The organism is Priestia sp. 179-F W1.4 NHS (assembly GCF_045369295.1).
GTDB lineage: Bacteria > Bacillota > Bacilli > Bacillales > Bacillaceae_H > Priestia > Priestia zanthoxyli.
This window is the reverse complement of sequence record NZ_JBIQFF010000003.1, coordinates 438,410-458,409: the sequence shown is the minus strand read 5'-3', so window position 1 is coordinate 458,409 and position 20,000 is coordinate 438,410. Positions and strand designations below refer to the sequence as shown.

Here is a 20,000-nt window from a genome sequence, read left to right as displayed (position 1 = left end):
AGATCACGCCCTTTTCCTAAAGTTACAATAAATCTCTAGGCAAAACTTCTTTTTTGCACGATGGACAACATGCGTAGACGCCTTTATTTTCATCATACTCTACGTTCATCGGCTGCTTGCATGCTCTACATACAGCATGTACGTAATTTAAATATTTTTCCACTAATAAACGTGTTGCCCCACTTGTTTTCCCGCAATAATAGCAAATAAACCTTACTTTTCCTTTTTTTGTTATCTCTACTTCTCGCATATGCTGACAGGACTCACAGCGATCCCAGCTGCGAAGGTAATTGCTCAAAGAATATTCTGGTTTATTTGTTTCTATATACATTTTTGTTTCTTGATTTCTTGTTTTATCTTCGGTAAAGTCAATTGACCGAATAAGCTGTTTAGCGCCTAGCTTTGACTCAATTCTAGCTGCCATAAACGCTTCTGTTTTTCCGCCGTAAGGCATATTGATCCATATAGTGGATTCATCAATGATAAGCAGTGACATCGGAACAGCAGATGAAATGACATGAGCGCCGTCAATTCGAACTTCTTTTGGTTCACGAGTAAGAACGGTCACTTCACCTTTAAATGAATGTAACATCTCCCATATTTCTTGAGGGACAAGAGAAGCATAAGGAATACACAATAAAATCTGCTGCTGAGCTTGATATAAGTCTTTTTTTAACTGACTGCTGTTCGATGGATGGTACCAAATCAATTTCCGATGCTGAATGACTTCTTTTAAAAATTGCTGAGGTTGGTATATTTTTTGATTTTCGTTAAAGTGGTTGACCAACTTCCATAACGCTCGCTCCTTTGGTACACGCTGCTGGACAAACGACTCGTCTGAAAGCATCATAAATTTTCCTTTTGAACGCGTCACCGCTACATTTACCAATCGGTCGCTATTTTCATTTGTTAAAAGTAAACCTGGTTTTGACTGCGGCTTTGTATCGACCATATCAAAAATCATGATATCTCGTTCCGCGCCTTGAAATTTGTGTACGGTTGCTGCGATTATACCGCTGGCTGGTTCAATATCTTGAAGAAATGCATTGATTAATTTAGCTTGAGACTTATAAGGAGTCACATAGCCAATAGTAGCCGAAGAAGCTTTGCGTGCCCGCAGCATCAAACTTACCGCCAAAACAGCTGTTATCACATTATAGCGTGAACCGGAAGCGACATCTCGCATAGCGGAAGAATGCAACTGACCAATGTTAAGCATAAGCGCTGCTTCATGAGCAAACGGCCGGCTGCTTGCTACTACTTCTCGACTTGTTGTGACAGACGGATGATCCCCTACTCGATTGCTGTAAATATAGCGATTTGTAAAAGCTGAGATATCTTTATGCATTCTTCTTTGCTTTTTCAACATAAAAAGATGCGGATGGATCTCACCGCTTTCTACTTGCTCTACAAGACCCGTCTGCTCAAATAAATCTCGCTGCAGCCACTTCTTCACTTCAGCATGAGAAGATTGAGATACCGGGGGAAGCTGTTTAAAATCGCCGCATACGACAATTCGTTTTCCTAACGTAGCTGCAAAAGCAATTTGTGGTGCATATGCCATGCTAATTTCGTCTACCACAACCATATCAAATTCACTTTGATAAAGTAATCGGTCAATAGCCGCTTTTGATAAAGTAGTGCCTACAATATACGCTTGATCAAAAACATTTTTCTCCGCTTCAATCCACTTGTTACGAAGGGCGTTTAGCTTTTTGTTAACTTGCTGAAGCTGGTGAGCTCTATTGGGATATCTGCTTAAGTAGACTCGTTCTTCTTGCAAATCACGCATCTCCTGAGCTAAATCCGGATCATCTTCTCCAATGACTTCTTCTACTTTTATATTTTCTAAGCCGCTGCTTTTTGTTGCTCCGTATCGAATGAGTTTTCCTTTTTTCCAAGCTTCTTTCTTTTTTAACTGACGTGAAGTTTCTTGCAGCAAACCGTCCACCGCTGCATTACTGTGAGATAACAAAAGGATACGCTTTGATTTCCGGTAATAGCTTGCCGCGATTTTGGACAGCGTATATGTTTTTCCTGTTCCAGGAGGCCCCCAAATATAAGTAGTACGGTTATAACGCGCTCGCAGCAACACTTCATGAAGAGCGTTCTTAGACGTATACTCCTTATGACGAACAGGACTATCGCCTCTCATAAGACGTTTGATTCTTACTATTTTTTGCTTGTAGTCTTTTGCTTCCGTCAGTCTATCAATGAGCGCCTGCAATAATTCCCATGGTTCGTTATATATATCGAGTTCGTCTACTTCTTGTCCAATAAACGCATCTATTTTAAGGTACAAATCAAATCCTTCTATTCCAATAACTTCTCCTTTATTTTCTTTATGCTGGTGGACAAGGCGTACCTGAGCTCCATCAAAAAGGTATAAATCGGCTGTGCGTTCAAACCGGTAAAGATACGCATCTCCCTGCTGCCCTAAGTACTCTCCTTTTCCTACCGTATACTTTTCTCCGCCGTGTTTCTTCATATAATTAATCTCAATTGAAAGTGCGCGCACCCATGCTTTTAAATATGAAGAGATAGAGCGTTTTTCCATAGATGTCTAACTCCCTTTTTATCCGTTCATTTCTAACTTGTCTATTCTATCATGTCATTTGAATATAGCATAGCTTCTTTCTTCTTCATTTTTATAAAAGCAGAATACCTTTTTTACTAGTCTATCTCTCCAGACAAATTAAGACTTTTTTCATCATAATCGTAAAAAAACTGCGTTTTTTCTATATTTTTAGACGTATTGTTACAAACTTGTAATATAAAACCTACCATTTTGTCATGAGTTTGTTACATATTGCTGATAGAATAAGATACAACTATTGGAAATAAAGGAGAATTATTAGATGAAAAAACACATTTTTACATTAGGGGCCACAGCTTTAGTATCAATTGGAATTGCAGACGCAGCATCGGCTGACACAGACACGCATAAAGTAAAAGCTGGAGAAACGTTATTCAGCATCTCACAGCAGCATAATGTAACAGTTGAAGACTTAAAAAAGTGGAATGGTCTTTCTTCCACACTAATTTATGCAAACCAAACATTACAAATTGGATCTACATCTACTGACTCTTCATCTAGTTCAACTCCAACTACAACATCTTCAAATCATACATATACAGTAAAATCAGGTGACACGCTTTATCGTATCGCTAAAAACAACGGTACTTCTGTACAGCAGCTAAAAGAGTGGAATAACTTATCTAGTCATTTAATTTATGTGAATCAAGTATTAAAAATAAATGGAACAGGAACAGTTTCATCATCACCTTCAGCACCTGTACAAGAAAAAACAAACGAAACGCAGGCATCCCCGGCTCCTAGCAACAGTAAAAGTTACAAAGTTCAGCCTGGAGATACAATGTGGAGCGTAGCACAGCGACACGGCATTTCAATTTCTCAATTAAAACAGTGGAATAACTTATCGTCTAATACGATTTACATTAATCAAGTGCTACAAGTAGGCGGACAAGCTGCAGCTCAGGCGAAACCAGCAACGCCATCACCTGCTGCTCCTTCAAGACCGTCAACTTCAGCACCGTCGACTTCAACGCCGGCACCTGCTCCAGCGCAAGAAAGTAAGTCGGTTTCGAAAGAGATTACGGTTGAAGCAACAGCTTATACTGCTTACTGTGCGGGCTGCAGCGGAATCACTGCTACAGGCATCGACCTAAGGTCAAATCCTAATCGAAAAGTAATTGCAGTTGATCCTCGCGTGATTCCATTAGGTTCTCGCGTATACGTAGAAGGTTACGGAGAAGCAATTGCTGGAGATACTGGCGGTGCCATTAAAGGTACTCGCGTTGATTTATTTATGGCATCTCAGAGCTCAGCTTTAAATTGGGGACGCAAAACGGTAAAACTTCAAATTTTAGATTAATCACTAAAAGCAGAAGCGTGTTAGTCGCTTCTGCTTTTTAATTTTTTTTCAAACATAATCATATCGATAGCTTGCAAGCCATTCTCGTAAATCGGTGGAACGTACTGCAAAAAGAAATTCTTTTTGACACCGCTTTGATAAAAGCCTGCCTTTTTATAAAATGCTATGTTTTCAAGACTGGAGTCCGCTGTTCCTACAATCATTTTAGAATATTGGTTACGTTCATACAGTACTTCTAACTTTTTAATGACTTTGCTGCCGATTCCTTTTCCTCTGTATGCTTCTTTTAAACCGATATTCTTTACTTCTACTGCCGATTCCTCTTCATCGGTGAGGCACTGCACAACTCCTATCTCCTTCTTTTCATACACAATGGTAAATAAGGAACCTTCATTTATATACGACTTCACTACTTTTTCGTCTTCATCCCCTATTAATAGCAGGTTTAAATAGGAAGCGTGCCGGTCTTTATCAATTTCAATAAGGTCGATACTCATTTTCATCCTCCAAAAAATAAGTCAATAATATTGCTGCCTCTTGAAGATGATTTATTATATAGCTCTGAATACCCGCAGCTCGTGCAATATACCACAGTAAATTGATTGTGCTGAACGTCTCAGTATCTAGACAGCCCCGTTCCCGTTGTAGCAATTTCTTTTGTTTTTGCTTCTGTATGTCCACATTTTACACAACCGTTTTTCCCCATTGTCATACTCCTTTATAAATAAAATAATTTCTTATTTATATAAACGGATATAAAAGGAAAAAGTTTCATTTAATTGATAAATAAAGGAAAGTAAGAAACCGCATCTCCAACAGAAGATGCGGTTTCTTACTTTTAATATCGACTAATATCGACGGGATGAATGTACACTCGATTTCTATAACAGCAATTCTCTTTTCATAATTTCAACATTTTTTTGATGACATTGTGCCGTGAAATCAGATGGAAATGCCAATTTGTCGTTTAGCTTATCAAGCGCTTCTTGATTGTTTTCTTTCACTGCAGCTTGCAGTTCATCTAAATAAGAGCTGGCCATTTCCACTCGTCTTTGAATTTCAGCTCGGTGATGTGTCGTTTTTCCGTGTCCGGGAACTAGCGTTAGATTTTGGTGCTTAGCTAAAATGTGTTGCGCAGTAGCAAGCGTGTCGCGGTAATCGTTTACACTTTCATATATGTACGGATATTCAAAGTCCGATAAATAATCCCCTGCGATCCATATTGAGTTATCGACAATCATAAATAGGCCATCGTTTGTATGACCTTTTGCAAAATAACAGGTAATAGATGTTTCACCTAAGGTAATGTGCTGTTCATTTTCGGTTACCACAATATCCAGCTCCGGGAATATAATATCATGAGATCTTTTTATATAATAGTCATGATCAAACTGCTTAATCATTTGAACTTTTTCTTCTTTGTCCGGATGATTTTTTAAAAATTTGCTGCCGATAAAGGTGGCATTTAATTCTAAGAAAGCGCCATACCCAATGACATGATCAAAATCTCCGTGAGTAAAAAATACATACAGCTTGCGATGATTTAAGATCTCTTGAACATGCTGTTTAATTTCATTAATTTCGTGAGGAAGCCATGTTGGATCAACAACAATCACACAGTCTTTTGTTTCAATCACTGCAGATGTTGTTTGAAATAGCGCGCTTTCAAAAACCGTCATTTGCTCCGTTTTGTATTGAATCATAGAGAACAGCTCCTTATTTTTTCTATCACCCTTATTATAGCGGAAATAGAAAGATAAGGGCGCGTATGACGATTTATAAAACGAAACTATGCAAGATGTGATAAAATGCGGAACCAGCCAAACAATGAAATCCAAATAGGAATACTAAATAAGGTTCCCCAAAATAAACCTTTCAAGAAGTTCCCTTGATTCATTCTGATATTCCTCACCTTCATCATATGTTGGTTCTTAGTCTAGCTCAGCTTAATGAAATTTTAGTGAAAAATAAAAAAGAAGCAGCTGCTTCTTTTTTATTTATTATAAAATTGGTGGTCGTACTTAATTTTCGGCAGCTCGCGTACTTCCTGCGACATTCCTGTTCCGCACATCGGACAGTTATAATCAACCGTAACAAAATCTTCTCTCATCCACCCATTACATGATTCAGATTGACACGCATATACAGTCGTATCCATCATTTGATCTACTTCTTCTTCTACGGCTTTTTTTGCAAAATACATGTGCACAGCTCCCTTTTTTTCTTAGTATATGTAAAATTCCCATTTTTTATTTACAGCTTGATCACTTTTTCATCCAGCGTTATTGGACACCCCTATTTAATTGTGTATAATTAAATAAAAAGCAATAGACTGGAGGCAACATGAATGGAACAACTTTATAAGCAGCTGCAGCTAGAAAATCAGCTTTGTTTCTCAATTTACGCCACGTCTCGAGAAATTACAAAGGTGTACAAGCCGCTGCTCGATAAATTAGGAGTAACCTATCCGCAGTATTTAGCCCTTCTTGTTTTATGGGAACATGAAACACTCAGCGTGAAAAAAATGGGCGAACTTCTGTATTTGGATTCAGGCACCCTTACTCCTATGCTAAAAAGAATGCAGGATCAAGAATTAGTGATTCGTGAGCGTTCTCATGAAGATGAACGCGTTGTTTTTATTAGTTTAACCGAAAAAGGAAAAAAATTACGTGATAAAGCTTGTCATATTCCAGAAGAAGTTTTTAGCATGACAAATAAGTCACAGGGAGAATTAGAAAAGCTGAAAGAAACGCTGCAGGAGTTACTGCAATCACTGCATACGTACAATCAAAAATAGACCATATAAAATTGCACATAAAAAAAACGCCTGGATGTAAGAAAAATCCAAGCGTTTTTTTATTTACTCAACCGTTGTATTTAACGTTACGTTAACATTTCCGCGCGTTGCTTTAGAATACGGGCAGAATTGATGTGCATCTTCTACTAGCTTCTCAGCTACTTCTTGTGAAACGCCTTTAATATGAGCGTTTAACACCACGCCAATTTTGAAGCCATCATCAGTGTGGTCTTTTAGTAGACTTACTTCTGCAGTAATAGACGAATCAATGTCTTTTTTTTGTTTTTTAGCGATTAAATTTAAAGCGCCGTCAAAACAAGCAGAATATCCTGCTGCAAACAGCTGCTCGGGATTTGTTCCTTCTTTTTTGTTATTTGGAGAAGGATTTACAAGGGTTAAATCAATAATACCATCATCTGATTTAACTCGACCATCTCGGCCTCCAACCGCTGTTGCTTTAGATGTAAATAGTGCGTCTGACATAAGATCACCTCATAGATTATTTTATGTAATTTCATTGCAGACAATTAAAAAAGTCGCAATCAAATTCATTTTGTAATCACTTTGATTACCGTGATAGTAATGTACTTCCCCTTCTATAATGAGTGTAAACCTATTATTTTATACAAAAAAAGAGAGTTACCTCTCTTCTTTTCCTCTTTGTTTTTTTAAACCGCTTTGAATAATGTTATCTCCATATTTTTCACGCAAACTTTCGACCGCTTTGTATAAAGGCTCTTTTTTTGCTTGTTCTCCGTATGTAAACAAATCCAACTGTTCTTCGTCTTGGAGCTGGTGACTCACTTGAAGAGCAGCTACGCCCAATAAACGAATCGGTTCTCCGTTCCAATGCTTTTGAAATAATACCGCACTGTAATGAAAAAGATCGTTTGGCTCGCTAATTGCTTTAGAAATAGTTTGGCTTCGAGTAATGGTTTTAAAATCACTATATCGTATCGTTAACTGAATCGTTTTGCTTACAACTTTTTTCGCTTTCATACGAGAACTCACTGAGTGCGATAGTTTATTTAAAATAGGCAGAACTTCATCTTCATCTACTGCATTTTGAGATAGCGTCGTAGAGTTTCCAATTGATTTAAACTGTGATTGGCGATCAGGGTTCACCTGTCGATCATCTTGGCCCCACGCTCGGTCTCTCATAACTTCTCCTTTTACTCCGAGAGTTTGTTTAAGAAGACCGGGAGCGGCATTTGCTAGATCACCGATCGTCACCACCTTAATCGCATTTAGCTTTTCAGCTGTCTTCTTACCGATTCCGTGCATTTCCTCTACGGCTTTTGGCCAAAGAACTGTTTGGACATCTCTTTTTCGAAGAACGGTAATTCCTAAAGGTTTTTGCATATCACTTGCCGTTTTGGCTAAAAATTTATTCGGTGCGATTCCAATTGACACCGGAATTTGCAGCGTCTGTATTAAATGCTGCTGAATGGACTTTGCTATGTCAAGAGGAGAGCCTAATTCAGCACAGTTTGTAATATCCAAATAGCCTTCATCAATTGAAGCGGGCTCTAAAAGAGGTGAAATGGTTACTAAATAATCAAACATGTTTTTGGACACTTGGCGATATAATGGAAAATTAGGCTTTATAACAACCAGCTCGGGGCATTTTCTTTTCGCTTCCCAAAGAGGCATAGGCGCATACACTCCGCGTTTACGAGCAATATAGTTACAGGTTACAACAATTCCTCTTCGTTCTTTTGGATTGCCAGCAATAGCAAGAGGCTTATCTTTGAGCGTATGATCATGTGCGGTTTCAACAGATGCATAAAAAGCATTAGCATCAATATGAAGAATAACTTTGCCGTTTTTAGGGTACATCATTTTCATACTATCACCTCTTTCTGTATAATTAATTCCCGAAAGAAGAACGTACATTCTTATTTATTATAACTCTTTTTTCCTAAGTTGTGCGTACCTATACTTTATTTTTATTTTGAGCGAACACTGTGTGTCACTCTCTCGTATTCTAATGAAGAAAGGAGGAAGAAAACGTGATTGATCAGCTTATCGGAGCCATTAACCAATTAGGCTACGGATATTTCTTTTTTATCATTTTAGTCGGAGCCAACCTTACTCCTATTCCTGACCCAGTATATATTATGCTTGCAGGCAGCCAGGCTACGTCTCCATCCGTTCAGTATATTCCAGCTTTTATACTTACCTACAGCGGCATGATGCTTAGCTTATACCTCAAGTTTTTGATAGCCAGTCTTTTTTCAGCTCAGGCGCTTGCGCTATTAAAACGCCCGCGATGGGAAAAGAATGTTATGAAAGTTGAGCAAACGATTCAAGAATATGGATCTCACGCCATCATCGCAAGCTACTTTTTACCAGGAATGCGACATGTGATGCCTTTTTTTCTCGGGGCAAGCGGAATGAAGCATCGTCATTACATTAAAGTCTCATTTTCTTTTGGTTTCATTTGGACGCTGGCTTTATTTATTTTCGGTTCCTTTTTTAATACGACATCTTCTTATACTGATGTGATTGAGATCACTTTAGCTTTTTGTGCGATCAGTTTGATTATCTATGCCGTTCAAAGAAGAAAAATACGAAAAAAACAGCAGTAGTTTGTGTAAAAAAGTTCTTTTTCACAAACTGCTGCTGTTTCATTTATATTAAATGACTTCATTATATCCCTTCACAAAGTATTTGCGCGCGCGGTAAAGAGCTGATTTTAACGTAGTCATCTGCATATTTAATAACTCGGCAATTTCTTCATATTTAAATCCTAATCCATATTTTAATAGAAGCAAATTGCGATACTTAGGATTCAATTGATTTAAAATCGCCTGACATTCAGCCGCTTCTTCATTTCTGAGGACCTGCTGAATAGGCGTATACATAACGGGTTCTTCTTTGTAAGAAGACGTATAGCGGTCTTTCACTATTTTACGCCTTCCTAAATCACAGCGTTTATTTAATGCGACGCGGAACATCCAAGCTTTTATTTTTTCAGGATCGACCATTTCTTGTTTTTCTAAATATTTTAATGCTACTTCTTGCGTAATATCTTCAGCGTCTTGTCTATTCACACCATTTTTTAATAAATAAGCCAGCACCTGATTTAAATAATCTTGCAATTCCTCGCCGCACATAATAAGTTCTCCCTTGTTATTTTAGTTTTTCTTTTAGTTCTGTTGGCAGTTCATTTTCATTCAACATATAAATCTGAGGAGTATCTACTTGGTCTTTGTAATAAAAAGCAACAAGATAATCTCCCGTGTCTCGTAAGTTCGCATGTTGAAGAAGTGTTTCTACCTGCTGATTGTTTTTTACTTTAATTGCTTTCTCATCCTTCATTAGAGATGTAAACTCTTCTTGAAGATGATAATCGCTTTTAAGATGTGAAGAGTTTTTAAACACTTCGGTTTTTTCTACGTCCTTTGGCATGAGACGAGCACGTTCATATAAACCCTCTTTTTTCAGCCATGCTTCTACTTCGCTATAAGACTTATCCCAAGATGCAGTTTGTACGTACTGTCCTTTTCCATCCATAAACTCAATTGAAGCCCAGCTTTCTTTTGTGCTATACATTTCATCAAACGTTTCGTTCATCATCGACTGTTTGACTACGTGTATAAGTTCTTGTACTTTATCTGGATTTGTAATGTTGATTGAATTTGACTTTCCTGAAACAGAAAAAGTCACGCTTTTAATTTTATCCGTGTTTTTTGTTCGTAAAAGCGGATGGAAATTTTCTTTGTATTCTTTTGTTTCTGCAATTTCTTTATAAAAAGCTTTATAGTCTGAAAATGGAATAAAGTATTCTCGGACCATTTGTTTTCCATTTTTTAATTTATAAGCAAATACAGCCATTTTACCGTTTCTGCTTTCTATTTCACTTTGTTTATCAGGATCCAGCTTCTTATCTTTAGATGCTGTAATTTGTTTTTGCAGCTGACGAACACTCTGAATCGTTTCTTTACTTGTATAATAATATGGAGCTTCATAATAGCCATTCATTCCATTTGCATAGTTTTCAGGTTTATCAGTCAATGGATATATATCTTCATCGAAATATACACTTTCAATCTCTGAAGCTGCTGGCACTTTAGTAGAATAGCCGAACACATCTAGATGAATGATAAAGCCCACAATAGCTGCAGCTATAACAAAGCCTAGATACCCTTTCCATTTCGTAAAGATCCGCCACGTTTTATTTAAAATGATTTGAGCAACTGTATAGCCTATTAATGAACCAATAATATAGCCCACGACCATCCATGAAAATTCACCTTTCATGCTAATAAAGTAAAATCCGCCTAACATGAGTGAACAAGCCGTTACTCCGTATACGAATACCGGTTTTAACCAGCTAACTGAAATGGTTTGCGTAGCAGCTTCTACTTTTCTTTTTTGGTAGGTGATTAAAGCAATGATGTAAAATAAGACAATAAGTCCAATATAAACAAATGCACTAGTAGAAAAGCTTTTATGAGCTACCATTTGCGCTACGTGTGAAAACGGAACAAGGCTGTCAACATTTTTACTCATGTAATAGTCATACGCATAGCCGTACCAGTAAAACTTTACATTGGATATAGCTAAATAAGAGATCCCACCGGGTAGAAGAAATAGAACATATAAAAAGATTCCTTGGAGGACAGACATTCCAGTGAACATTCCCGCTAAAACAGTTCCAGTCAGCACAAATAAGTTAATTAAAATACTGTAACCGACCCAGCTTAGAACATCTCTTGTTGTATAAACATTCTCAACGGTTAAAACTCCTTTAACGGCAAAAGTAACGACTCCCGTAATTAAAATAGGAACAACTAAAACCAACGCGCCCAGAAGCATATTTTGATGAAACAGCGTAGAACGCTTAATTGGTAAACTATGAATATAGTCAGCCGCAATCTTCGTTTGGATATATCTAAATAGAAAAATACCAAGTAACACTGGTACAACAAACATAAACACAAATTCCAGCCCATCCAATACGTTAAATAGCGTATCTGGTTTTTCTATATAAGGCTCTACCTTTCCTGTGAAAGTAAAAATCAGTTGTAAAGGTAAAGCGAACAGCAGTACTAGCAAGTATACAAGCCCAATCCATCCCACGTTTCTCATGGATTGAATCCACATGCCGCGGTTAAACGATGATGTTTTCGATTGCATAACCCACATCCCCCATTTCATAAATAAAGATTTCTTCCAGCGTAAGTGGCAAGATGTCAAAAATTAAAGGCTTATACGATCGGACTTTGTTTACTAAGTGATTTTCTTTTCCTCGAACAATACAAAGCAAGACGCTTCCTCGTTTTTCTTGATATAAAATGTCTAGCGTGTCATAAAGCGCTAGTGGCACATCTCCTTCGAATGCAACTTGAATTTTGTGCACATCAGACTTTAAATCATCCAGCTCTTTTTCAATTAATAATTGACCGTGATGCAAGATGCCTACATGATCACACAGATCTTCCACTTCTCGCAGGTTATGTGACGAAATTAAAATCGTCATTTCCCGTTCTGCCACGTCTTGAACAAGAAGGTTTTTGATTTTTTGACGCATTACCGCATCTAAACCGTCGAGCGGCTCATCTAAGATAAGTACATCAGGCATAGCAGACAGCGCTAACCAAAATCCTACTTGACGCTGCATTCCCTTGGACATTCTATGTACCTTTTTATGTAATTGAATTGGGAAAGCTTCTTTTAATTTTTGGAACCGTTCTTCGTTCCAAGTCGGATAGACGCTTCTATAAAAAGACGCTAATTGCTTAATCGTTGTTTGAGGGAAAAAATAAAGAGAATCTGGCATAAAAATAATACGTTCTTTTAAACCAACGTTTTCGAATACTTCCTCGCCGTCTATGGCAATCTTTCCGTGATCCTGCTTGTAAATACCTGCAATGATTTTTAATAGCGTTGTTTTCCCTGCCCCGTTGGAGCCAAGCAGTCCGTAAATAGATCCTTTTTTTATAGAAAGCGTGACGTCTCTTAGAGCTTCCATTTCTTCGAACTCTTTTTTTATCGTCTTCAGTTCAATCACTATCGCTTCCTCCTTTTACTGCTTTTTCAGCCTGTGAAATAAGTGATAGAATTTCATCTTTGTCCATTCCTAAATACATAGCTTCTGCCAACAGCTTTACTAATTCTTCTTTCATCTTTTTCACCTTCTCGTTATTTAGTGTAGCAACTTGAGGCGTTACAAAACTTCCTTTGCCTGGAACTGAATAAATATAGTTTTGATGTTCTAATTCACGATACGCTTTTTGAATTGTATTTGGATTAATCGTTAATTCTTTTGCTAACAGCCGAACAGATGGAAGCTTTTGATCGGCCTTAAAGACTTCATGAATAATAAGCTCTTTCAATTTATCTACTAATTGCTCGTATATCGGCTTACGACTACGAATATCTAAATCGAACATAGTCTGCCTCCCTTCATCTACCCAAAATCATGATGTGTGTACTAGGTGTATTAACTGTATTACTTATCGCATTACAGTTAATATTATAGTATGTTTTCTGGAAAAAACAAGTACTTTTTTTACTTTTGTTACAAATAGATGACAAAAAAAGTGTTTAATAGCTTTATAGATGAAACAAAAATAACTGTAAACAAATTGCGCAGGCTGCCTTCGTTGCAAGCTAACATACTCCTTTAAGTCAGCACCTTGTTTTACTTTTCTTAAACAAGTGCCTCTAGTTATTACCATAATAATGTTTTATAATGTTTATAATTAATTTTTTTAATATAAAAGGAGCCATACTCTATGTACTATGATGCGTTAAAGACGTTTGTTTCTGTTGTAGAAGAGCAAAGCTTTACAAAAGCTGCGGAAAAATTAATGATTTCACAGCCAAGCGTAAGCGTCCACATCAAAAATCTCGAAAAAGAATTTCAAACTTCCCTGTTCCTGCGTTCACCTAAGATGTTAAAAATCACACCCAGCGGCGAAATTTTATACGATCGTGCTAAACAAATGATTCAAATATATGAGCATACAAAACGAGATATTTACGAACACCATCACCGTGTCAAAGGAATGCTAACGATTGGCGCCAGCTTTACAATTGGCGAATATATTCTTCCTTCCTTTTTAGCAAAGCTTCGTGAACAATATCCTGATATTGATGTAGAAGTGACTATCGGTAATACAAAAGAAATTGCTCAGCTTGTTCGTCATTTCAAAGTGGATGTAGGGCTTATTGAAGGTCACACGGAAGAGTCCGATTTACATATTCAGTCCTTTATGGACGATGAGCTTGCCATCGTTGCATCAGTGGATCACCCTTTAGCTCAGCTTAAAAAAGTAGAAATTGATGATTTACAAAATCAGCGGTGGGTAGCGCGTGAAAAAGGCTCTGGAACAAGAGAATATTTAGATCACGTTCTAATGTCCAACGGTTTAAAAATGAAAAGCATGCTAACGATCAGCAGCAATCAAGGAATTAAAGAAGCGATTGTTCACGATTTAGGAATGTCTGTACTCTCGCTTTGTGCTATTAAAGAAGATGTAGAACAAAAGCACCTATCGATTCTCAATGTTAACACCGCTCCTTTTAAGCGCCGTTTTTCTTATATCTATCCTGCTAACAGCGCTCATAAAAAAGTAGCGGAACTTTTTATTCAGCTTTTAAACTAGGGAATGAAATTAAGACATAACTAAATTACTTCAATCTAAAGACTAAAGTAGCTAGTATAAATTACTTGCGACACCGCAGTTGATTTTCGTGCAAGACTTCGCTTTCCGCGGGCGTCCGTTGAGCCTCCTCGTCGCTTCCGCTCCTGCTGGGTCTCACCTGTTCCGCTTTCCCGCAGGAGTCTCCGTCTTGCCCTCCAATCAGCTGCTAGAAGGAACGAAACAGATGAAACTATGTTCACCATAACAAAAAAAACGAACCACTAATCAAACATGTTGATCAATGGTTCGTTTTTCACTTGGGCTAAAATCCTTTTGTACCGGCCTCTTTTTTTAAATCAATAGCTATATGTCTTTACATTTTCTTAGTGAACGTGCGTCTGCTGAGCCGGCATTTTTGATAAACGAACAGCTAAGAAAAAGGCTGTTGTAAGAAACACACCAATTAGAGCAATCACACCTTTCCAGCCGTACGCGCTCCAGCATAAGCCAGCCGCAGTCCCTCCAATGCTCGATCCTGCATAGTAAAAAAACAAATACAAAGACGAAGCCTGCGCTTTGTCATGCGTTGCTCTTCTTCCTACCCAGCTGCTTGCGATGGAGTGACTTCCGAAAAAGCCAAAAGTCAGCAGCAAAAGCCCGGTAATTTTTATCCATAAAACGGGATGCAGCGTAACGATTGAACCTATAAGCGTAACAGCAATCGTACATAACAGCACCTTTTTCCGGCCGTATCGATCCGCCAGCGTCCCCATCCAGACTGAGCTGAATACTCCAACAAAGAAAATGACAAAAATAAAACTTACAAGTGTATGATTCCAAGAATACGGAGGAGCAGATAAAGCGTATCCAATATAATTGTATAAAGCTACATTACTTCCAAGCAGTGCAAAACCAATAGCAAAAAGACAAAGCATTCCTTTATCTTGAAGATGACTGCGAAGAGAGCCGGTAAGCTGACGAAGTTCAAATGACCGGGAAGTAAAGTTCTGTGAATCAGGCAAGTTCATAAAAAAAACAAATGTGGCCAATAAGCTGATTGCGCTTACAACATCAAGAGCTACAGACCAGTTAAAATACTCCGTGAGCACTCCTGTCATAAGCCTTCCCGCTACGCCTCCAAAGGCGTTTCCGCTTATATAAATCCCCATCGCTTTTCCTAAACTTCCGGGTTCAATTTCTTCTCCTAAGTAAGCCATGGCCACAGAAGGCAGCCCTGCTAACACGATTCCTTGAATAACGCGAAAAACTAACAGCGTTTCAAAGGTAGAGCTAAATGCTGTCATGATACATAGCAATGACGCAAAAATTAACGATAGGCCCATCAGTTTCTTTCGTCCCCACACTTCCGATAAAGAACCTAAAAAAAGCATACTAACCGCAAGCGTGATGGTCGTTAACGAAAGAGATAAACTCGCAAACGCCGGAGATATCCCAAATTCTCTAGAAAATTCAGGTAAAATGGCCTGTGTACAATATAAAATTGAAAATGTGTTGAAGCCTGCTGCAAAAAGCGCAACATTTGTTTTGCGAAAAGCCGATGTTCCAATTACGGTATAACTCACAGTTGGTCACTTCCTTTTTTCTCTAAAAAAAGCATATCACGGTTTTTTTATTCTGTATAATTCATTATGTAAATCGTTTTCATGCATTTCAGTAATGAATAAAATGGCAATAGGAATGGACAACAGCCGGAGTATTTTCAAACGACTGTATGCAAGACTGTTATGCTTTCTTTCTTTACACACAAAAAAAATCGAGCCAATTTTTCATGGCTCAACTTTTTAATCTAATACATAAGATGCTAATACTTTTTGCACGTCGTAAATGCTTTTATCTTTACGAAATTCTTTTGAAATCGGCGCGCTAGAACCAGATACCCAAATATTTAATTCGGCATCTAAATCGAACGTTCCAGCCGTTTCTACGCTAAAATGGGTAATCGTCTTATAAGGAATGGAATGATAATCTGTTTTCTTTCCCGTCACTCCTTGTTTATCAACGATAATTAAACGTTTCGTCGTAAACACCATTAAATCGCGAATGACTTTATACGCTTGTTCCACTCGCTCGTTGGCAATTAAAATGTTTTGTAAATCTTTTTCAGTTCCTCTTATATCTGCTTCTGATGCATTTCCTAATAGTCCATCTAATATACCCATGCTTATCACTCCTTTCTATCTACACTACCGCATTTTGTTCTGTCTGGAAACCCAAAACGTTTTTTTAATGAATTAATTTACTTTCACGCGCTTTTTTTGTTAATTTTGCACTCGTTTTACTAAGAGGCTTATGAAGGAAAATACCCACCAGCAGCACGCCAAGCCAAATGCAAAGAAGAACCGTAACGTCTTTTCTTACTATATCCGCTAACATGCCTCCCACAACTTCTCTCATCATGCTTATTGCATACGTAAATGGTAAAAACGGATTGAGTGCTTGGAAAAAAGCAGGCACGACTTGAATCGGAAATGTACCGCCTGCAGCGGAAAGCTGAAGTACAAGCAAAACAATCGCCATCGCTTTTCCTGCATTGCCAAATATCGCTACAAGCGTATAGACAATCGTCATAAACACGAAGCTGCACAGCAAGCCTAAAAAGATAAAAGGCACTTTGTCTACGACGTACGTTTTGATTAAAAATAAATCGCCTAGCGTCACAATAAAAGCTTGCACAAGAGCAATAGACAAAAACGTCAAAAGTCTTCCAAGATAGACTTCATAGCTTTTAAACCGCTCTTCATCCGCTACTTCTACGCTTAAAATTGAAACTAACAGCAAAGCTCCGACCCACAAGCAAAGCGTTGTATAAAACGGCGACATAGCCGAGCCGTAGTTCGGAATGGGATAAAGTCTTTCTTCTTTTAAAAGAACCGGCTTAGCAAAAAAATCACTTTCTTTTTGTACATCGTTTTTTAACAAATTAATAATATCTTCAATGTTTTCTTTTCGCTGAAATTCGCGTATTTTATCCGCTATATTGTGCACGTTTTGTTCAATTCGCGGAAAGTCTTTTGTTATTTTCGCAAGCTCCTGCTGTCCGAGCAAAATGCCACTCGCTGTTTTAGACAGCACGTTCGAAACATCCGGCATGCTTTTATTGGCTTCATCAAGCAGTGCGTTTACGCTTGCTGTTTTATCTTTCGCTTCTTTGATAGCTTGTTCAATAGCCGGCACAATCGTAGAAGAATACGAATTCGTTAACGTATTTAATTTAGAAACAGCTCGGTCGGTGCGAGAACTGAATTTCTCAAGGACACTTGGATCTGGTGCATCTCCATTTTTTGTTTGCTGCTGCAAGTCGTTTACATCCGACAGCTGCTGCTGTAAAAGCGTATGTACACTTTTTATTTGATTAATAACCGGTGAAAGAACGTTCCCTTGAGACACCGCATTTAAATCCGTAAGAAGCGTAAGGATCTCTCCTGTGTCAGCAACTTGTTTTGTTAACTGTACTTTTAGCTGTTCCGCTGCTGCGCTGACTTCAGCCGGCGCTATATCTTTTTCCATCAGCTGATTCTTCAATTCTTGAACTCCGAGAGCTCGCTGTTGAACACGGTGCAGCGTTTCGCTGATCGTTGGCTCAGCGTTTTTTAACACTTCATCGCTTTTAGTTAAAAAAGTGTTTAGCTGCTGAGTCATCTGTGCGCCGTCAGCTGTTAATCTCTCTACTTCAGGAAGAGCGGCCTGAGCTTTCGATACAATAGCTCCAGCTTTTTGAGTGGTGTCATTCGCTTCATTAATCACTTTTTTGATTTCAGGAAGACGATTTTCAAGCTCAAAAATCCGTTGTTCAACTTGTTGAATGGTCGGTAAATCCCGCTGCAGGGTAATACCTAGTTCGTTAAAAACAGAAAAAATGGCTCCATTCGCTGTTTTGACGAATTTTTCACTAATCTGTTGTGTTAAGCTGCTGGCTCCTTTGCTTGTAATTTTAGGCGCTACGGCGTTTATTTTTTCGTTTACTTTGTAAATAATGACCGGCTTTTCCAAACGATCTTGAAGAACGGTACCAAGCTTTTGTGAAAAATTTTTTGGAATAACAATACTTGCATAATAGTCTCCGTGCTTTACTCCGTGATCAGCTTTTTCTTTGGAGACAAACGTCCATCCAAGCGTTTTATTTTTCTTTAACGTTGCAATAATATCTTTTCCCACGTTTACGTGCTGCCCTCTTATCGTAGAACCTTCGTCTTCGCTCGTTACTGCAATGGCAATACCTTCAGTCCGCCCGTATGGATCCCAAGATGCTTTTATATTAAACCATGCGTAAAAAGACGGCAGAATCATAAGCGTCAGCACAATGATAATCATCGCCCAATTGGTAAAAATCCTTTTTAAGTCACGCGTATAAATATAAACAGTATTTTTCATATGTCCCACCCAGTTTTATTATTACAAGTTAGCTTATCCATGTTCGAAGAAACATATTTCTGATACTATAGAAAAAGTTAGGTATGGTTTTAGTAGAAAGGATGATGAACATGACAGAAAGACTTTATTATAGCAATCCCTACACAAAAACGTGGGAAACAGAAGTGACAGAGACGCGCGCTCTTTCAACTGGCTACGCATTAACGTTAAAACAAACCGCTTTTTATCCAGAAGGCGGCGGACAGCCTTCTGACTACGGTACTATTGCCGGAATCGACGTAAAAGATGTTTACGAAGAAAATGGAGAAGTCTATCATCTCGTTGATACACTGCCTGCACAAACGAACGTCACGTGTGAAATTGATTGGCACCGCCGCTTTGATCATATGCAGCAGCATAGCGGACAGCACTTACTTTCGGCTCTATTAATCGATACATATGATATTCACACCGTTAGCTTTCACTTAGGAAGCGAAGCAGTCTCTATCGATTTAAATGTACCTCAGTTATCTCATGAGCAGCTATTACACATTGAAAAAGTTGTAAACGACGCTATTTACAGCAACCGCCCCATTAAAACGTACGAAGTGAAAAAGGAAGACTTACATACTCTTGCGCTTCGCAAAGTGCCCGAGCTAGAAGACGAAGTGGTACGCATCGTAGAAATTGAAGGCATTGATGTTTCTGCCTGCTGCGGTACTCATGTGAACCAAATTGGAGAGCTGGGTCTTATTAAACTTACGAAAACAGAAAAGCAGCGCGGCAATACACGCCTCTTTTTTAAATGCGGTATGCGTGCATTAGCTGATTATCAGCAGTCTCAAGAAATCGTAGCAGAACTTAGCAACAAATTCAGTACAAGCCGTGAATTAGTTGTAGAACGAATTAAAAAATTGGAGACTGAACAAAAAGAGTTGCAAAAACAACTAGAAGAATTAAAAAATGAAAATGCAGCTTTTTTAGCAAATGAATTAGAAGCCAAAAAAGAAGGATCATTTCTGTACCATCACTTTGAAAATCGTACACTAAAAGATGTGCAAGCTTTGACAAAGCAGCTTCTTCAAACGCCTGATACAACGCTTCTTTTTGCTTTTTCAAGAGATCAAAAAGTCTTACTGGCTCACAGCGGCAGTGAGGTAAAATGCGGAGAACTTTATAAAGAGCTGCTTCCACTTTACGATGGAAAAGGCGGCGGCGGACCAAAACAAGCTCAAGCCAGCTTTTCATCTTCTGAAAATATGAACGCATTTCTTAGCGCAGTAAAAGAAAAAATAACTGGAGCATAACAAAAAGCCTGTCTTTAAAAAGACAGGCTTT

Annotated in this window: 19 protein-coding genes and 1 pseudogene; 5 read left to right on the top strand and 15 right to left on the bottom strand. The window is 38.2% G+C overall.

The genetic code is table 11. The features are described from left to right. Positions 1–22: 22 nt before the first annotated feature. Positions 23–2,557, bottom strand: a complete 2,535-nt coding sequence (locus ACH0CI_RS17550; RefSeq protein WP_406901966.1) for an AAA domain-containing protein — start codon at positions 2,555–2,557, stop codon at positions 23–25. A 301-nt stretch (positions 2,558–2,858) separates the two neighbouring features. Here ACH0CI_RS17550 and ACH0CI_RS17545 point away from each other — a divergent pair, with 301 nt between their 5' ends. Next, positions 2,859–3,896, top strand: a complete 1,038-nt coding sequence (locus ACH0CI_RS17545) for a LysM peptidoglycan-binding and 3D domain-containing protein (protein WP_406901965.1) — start codon at positions 2,859–2,861, stop codon at positions 3,894–3,896. Positions 3,897–3,916: 20 nt separating this feature from the next. Here ACH0CI_RS17545 and ACH0CI_RS17540 read toward each other — a convergent pair whose 3' ends face one another. The 4 genes and pseudogenes from ACH0CI_RS17540 to ACH0CI_RS17525 form a co-directional block, all read right to left on the bottom strand. Further along, positions 3,917–4,393, bottom strand: a complete 477-nt coding sequence (locus ACH0CI_RS17540) for a GNAT family N-acetyltransferase (RefSeq protein WP_034266012.1) — start codon at positions 4,391–4,393, stop codon at positions 3,917–3,919. Between the two features lie 2 nt (positions 4,394–4,395). After that, a pseudogene (locus ACH0CI_RS17535) lies at positions 4,396–4,602 on the bottom strand (zinc ribbon domain-containing protein). A 175-nt stretch (positions 4,603–4,777) separates the two neighbouring features. Then, positions 4,778–5,599 carry an MBL fold metallo-hydrolase gene (locus tag ACH0CI_RS17530; RefSeq protein WP_335387784.1) on the bottom strand — a complete coding sequence of 274 codons (822 nt, stop codon included), beginning with the start codon at positions 5,597–5,599 and terminating at the stop codon, positions 4,778–4,780. Positions 5,600–5,889: 290 nt separating this feature from the next. Then, entirely contained in the window at positions 5,890–6,099 is a 210-nt protein-coding gene (locus ACH0CI_RS17525; protein ID WP_014460174.1) for a cold-inducible protein YdjO-related protein, read from the bottom strand. A 144-nt stretch (positions 6,100–6,243) separates the two neighbouring features. Here ACH0CI_RS17525 and ACH0CI_RS17520 point away from each other — a divergent pair, with 144 nt between their 5' ends. Further along, positions 6,244–6,693 carry a MarR family winged helix-turn-helix transcriptional regulator gene (locus ACH0CI_RS17520; RefSeq protein WP_014460175.1) on the top strand — a complete coding sequence of 150 codons (450 nt, stop codon included), beginning with the start codon at positions 6,244–6,246 and terminating at the stop codon, positions 6,691–6,693. A 63-nt stretch (positions 6,694–6,756) separates the two neighbouring features. Here ACH0CI_RS17520 and ACH0CI_RS17515 read toward each other — a convergent pair whose 3' ends face one another. Continuing rightward, entirely contained in the window at positions 6,757–7,176 is a 420-nt protein-coding gene (locus ACH0CI_RS17515; RefSeq protein WP_016764045.1) for an organic hydroperoxide resistance protein, read from the bottom strand. A 156-nt stretch (positions 7,177–7,332) separates the two neighbouring features. Beyond that, entirely contained in the window at positions 7,333–8,541 is a 1,209-nt protein-coding gene (locus ACH0CI_RS17510) for a DNA polymerase IV (protein ID WP_406901964.1), read from the bottom strand. Between the two features lie 164 nt (positions 8,542–8,705). On the opposite strand from ACH0CI_RS17510, the gene ACH0CI_RS17505 reads away from it, so the two are divergent. After that, positions 8,706–9,284: a DedA family protein gene (locus tag ACH0CI_RS17505; protein WP_098626391.1), complete on the top strand. Its 579-nt coding sequence runs from the start codon at positions 8,706–8,708 to the stop codon at positions 9,282–9,284. A 48-nt stretch (positions 9,285–9,332) separates the two neighbouring features. Here ACH0CI_RS17505 and ACH0CI_RS17500 read toward each other — a convergent pair whose 3' ends face one another. Genes ACH0CI_RS17500 through ACH0CI_RS17485 form a run of 4 tightly spaced genes read right to left on the bottom strand, consistent with a single transcriptional unit; the run spans position 9,333 to position 13,094 of the window. After that, entirely contained in the window at positions 9,333–9,812 is a 480-nt protein-coding gene (locus tag ACH0CI_RS17500; protein WP_028413409.1) for an RNA polymerase sigma factor, read from the bottom strand. A 16-nt stretch (positions 9,813–9,828) separates the two neighbouring features. Further along, complete coding sequence (locus tag ACH0CI_RS17495; protein ID WP_335387782.1) at positions 9,829–11,838, bottom strand: DUF6449 domain-containing protein; 2,010 nt, start codon at positions 11,836–11,838, stop codon at positions 9,829–9,831. Continuing rightward, the gene (locus tag ACH0CI_RS17490; RefSeq protein WP_335387780.1) at positions 11,813–12,712 is read right to left on the bottom strand and encodes an ABC transporter ATP-binding protein; all 900 of its coding nucleotides are present in this window, start codon (positions 12,710–12,712) and stop codon (positions 11,813–11,815) included. Before ACH0CI_RS17490 ends, ACH0CI_RS17495 begins: the two co-directional genes overlap by 26 nt. Beyond that, positions 12,705–13,094 (bottom strand): GntR family transcriptional regulator, encoded by a 390-nt coding sequence (locus tag ACH0CI_RS17485; RefSeq protein ID WP_335387778.1) that lies wholly within the window; start codon positions 13,092–13,094, stop codon positions 12,705–12,707. The genes ACH0CI_RS17490 and ACH0CI_RS17485 overlap by 8 nt, the downstream gene beginning before the upstream one ends. Before the next feature lie 345 nt (positions 13,095–13,439). Between ACH0CI_RS17485 and ACH0CI_RS17480 the strand changes: the two genes are divergently transcribed. Next, on the top strand, positions 13,440–14,312 hold the full coding sequence (locus ACH0CI_RS17480; RefSeq protein WP_013083080.1) for a selenium metabolism-associated LysR family transcriptional regulator: 873 nt from the start codon (positions 13,440–13,442) through the stop codon (positions 14,310–14,312). Between the two features lie 35 nt (positions 14,313–14,347). Here ACH0CI_RS17480 and ACH0CI_RS17475 read toward each other — a convergent pair whose 3' ends face one another. The 4 genes from ACH0CI_RS17475 to ACH0CI_RS17460 all read right to left on the bottom strand — a co-directional run bounded on the left by ACH0CI_RS17475 (position 14,348) and on the right by ACH0CI_RS17460 (position 18,683). Then, positions 14,348–14,554 (bottom strand): hypothetical protein, encoded by a 207-nt coding sequence (locus ACH0CI_RS17475; RefSeq protein WP_406902073.1) that lies wholly within the window; start codon positions 14,552–14,554, stop codon positions 14,348–14,350. Between the two features lie 120 nt (positions 14,555–14,674). Then, positions 14,675–15,874 carry an MFS transporter gene (locus tag ACH0CI_RS17470; protein ID WP_047751009.1) on the bottom strand — a complete coding sequence of 400 codons (1,200 nt, stop codon included), beginning with the start codon at positions 15,872–15,874 and terminating at the stop codon, positions 14,675–14,677. A gap of 219 nt (positions 15,875–16,093) precedes the next feature. Next, a complete protein-coding gene (locus ACH0CI_RS17465) occupies positions 16,094–16,471 on the bottom strand; it encodes a PH domain-containing protein (protein WP_014460184.1) in 378 nt (125 codons plus the stop codon). A 64-nt stretch (positions 16,472–16,535) separates the two neighbouring features. Then, entirely contained in the window at positions 16,536–18,683 is a 2,148-nt protein-coding gene (locus tag ACH0CI_RS17460) for a YhgE/Pip domain-containing protein (protein ID WP_406901962.1), read from the bottom strand. Between the two features lie 110 nt (positions 18,684–18,793). On the opposite strand from ACH0CI_RS17460, the gene ACH0CI_RS17455 reads away from it, so the two are divergent. Beyond that, positions 18,794–19,969 carry an alanyl-tRNA editing protein gene (locus tag ACH0CI_RS17455; RefSeq protein ID WP_406901961.1) on the top strand — a complete coding sequence of 392 codons (1,176 nt, stop codon included), beginning with the start codon at positions 18,794–18,796 and terminating at the stop codon, positions 19,967–19,969. The last annotated feature ends 31 nt before the right edge of the window (positions 19,970–20,000 follow it).